The following is a 1,520-nucleotide window of genomic DNA, read 5'->3' on the forward strand; positions in this document are numbered from 1 at the left end:
AATATTTATGTTTTGTGATTGTCCAAAAATGCTTAAAATATTTTAACATATTTATTTTTTTAAAATAGATGGATATCCACTAATACTCCGACTATTATACAAACAAATGAATTTATATAATTATTTTAGTTATTGATTAAACTTGGTTGAATTGCTTTTAATCTTTCTACACCAACCTCACAGTATTTCTCTAACATCTCAATACCAATAAATTTTCTGTTTAATTTCTTACAGGCAACAGCAGTAGTAAAACTTCCAGCAAATGGGTCTAAAACTAAATCTCCTTCGTTTGTGTAAGTTTTTATTAGATATTCAAACAAGGCTACTGGTTTTTGAGTTGGGTGGAAATTTTTGTTTATACTTTTATTTATTTTAATTATCGACTTTGGATATCTTGTTCCATCATCTTTATTTCTAATTCTTAATCCTATTCCCAAGTGAGTTTCCTTTTTTTGATAGCTATTATTTATAGTTTTTCGTTTATCAATTTTATGTTTTGCAACTAACCATTTTATTGGATTATAAATATGTTTGTTTCTTGAAAAAACTAATATATTTTCGTGATATTTAGCTGGTTGATATTTCAAAGACATAAAATTACTTGCTTTTTGTTTTTCCCACATCCACTCATACTTAAACCACTTCAAATTGCTCATTACTAATTTACTGGTAAAAGGTTGAGAGGCGGTAAAAACATAAGCGGCATTATCTTTACCGAGAGGTTTCAAGGCTTTCCAAAGTTCATTAAGGTCAATTAGCTGTTTATCCCAATCACACGCTGTCGTGCCAGTTAGCCGTAGGGCGGGTCGGTGAGAACCAAATCTATGGTTTTTTCACCAAGAAACCCTAAAACATCAAAACAATTCGCATTGTAAATGCTTATACCATTTTCAATGTCCTCGTAATAGGGTTTCACCCGCCCTACGATATTTTCTCTTTCATTATTCATAATAAATAATTATTTATATTATTTTTAATTTTATCCCATTTTCATTATATACCAAACACACGCTGTTTGTTAAGTAAAATATCTGTCAAAATCAAATCAATAGACTTTACTTTAAGCGTAGGTAGAATATCAAAACAGTCATTATTATATATTGTTATTCCATATTTATCATTTTTTTTGATTATTGGTTTTTTCATAACTTTATACCACAAAACGCAATTCACTATCGGCTATAATCGCTAAACCATTGCCAATAAACAAATTGCGTTCTATGGGTTTAGCGATTAAATTATATTTTTATAATAGCATAAAATTATTTCATTGTCAAATAAGTTTTATCTCTTTTTGTTTTATCATTTTTATTAAAATTTCATTTAATTTTTTTATAAAAATTCCATTTTTTGTTTTATAAAAAACAAGTCCAGTCAGATGTTCTTCTTCCTTTTCAAAATAATCGTATGAAGCGAAATAAAGCAACATCTGCAATTTCTTTTCTGACATTCCTCCTAACTTATTAAGAAAATATAAAATTATATTTTTTGTTTTTTCTTCATTTAATTTTGGTTCTGAA

The 1,520-nt window shown here is 27.3% G+C and carries 4 protein-coding genes; all 4 read right to left on the reverse strand.

Annotated elements, in window-relative coordinates:
• Positions 1-125: 125 nt before the first annotated feature.
• Complete coding sequence (locus tag U9O55_04645; GenBank protein ID MEA2089092.1) at positions 126-728, reverse strand: site-specific DNA-methyltransferase; 603 nt, start codon at positions 726-728, stop codon at positions 126-128.
• Between the two features lie 62 nt (positions 729-790).
• Entirely contained in the window at positions 791-949 is a 159-nt protein-coding gene (locus U9O55_04650; GenBank protein ID MEA2089093.1) for a hypothetical protein, read from the reverse strand.
• A gap of 44 nt (positions 950-993) precedes the next feature.
• The gene (locus tag U9O55_04655; protein ID MEA2089094.1) at positions 994-1,146 is read right to left on the reverse strand and encodes a hypothetical protein; all 153 of its coding nucleotides are present in this window, start codon (positions 1,144-1,146) and stop codon (positions 994-996) included.
• A 127-nt stretch (positions 1,147-1,273) separates the two neighbouring features.
• A partial coding sequence (locus tag U9O55_04660) for a hypothetical protein (protein MEA2089095.1) occupies positions 1,274-1,520 on the reverse strand: 247 nt, incomplete at its 5' end.

It is taken from the genome of Patescibacteria group bacterium, from assembly GCA_034660655.1.
Taxonomy (GTDB): domain Bacteria; phylum Patescibacteriota; class Patescibacteriia; order JAACEG01; family JAACEG01; genus JAACEG01.

Bases quoted from the DNA above. Each gene is read 5' to 3' on its own strand.
- U9O55_04650 (MEA2089093.1), bottom strand. From the start codon at position 949: ATGAATAATGAAAGAGAAAATATCGTAGGGCGGGTGAAACCCTATTAC.
- U9O55_04655 (MEA2089094.1), bottom strand. From the start codon at position 1,146: ATGAAAAAACCAATAATCAAAAAAAATGATAAATATGGAATAACAATA.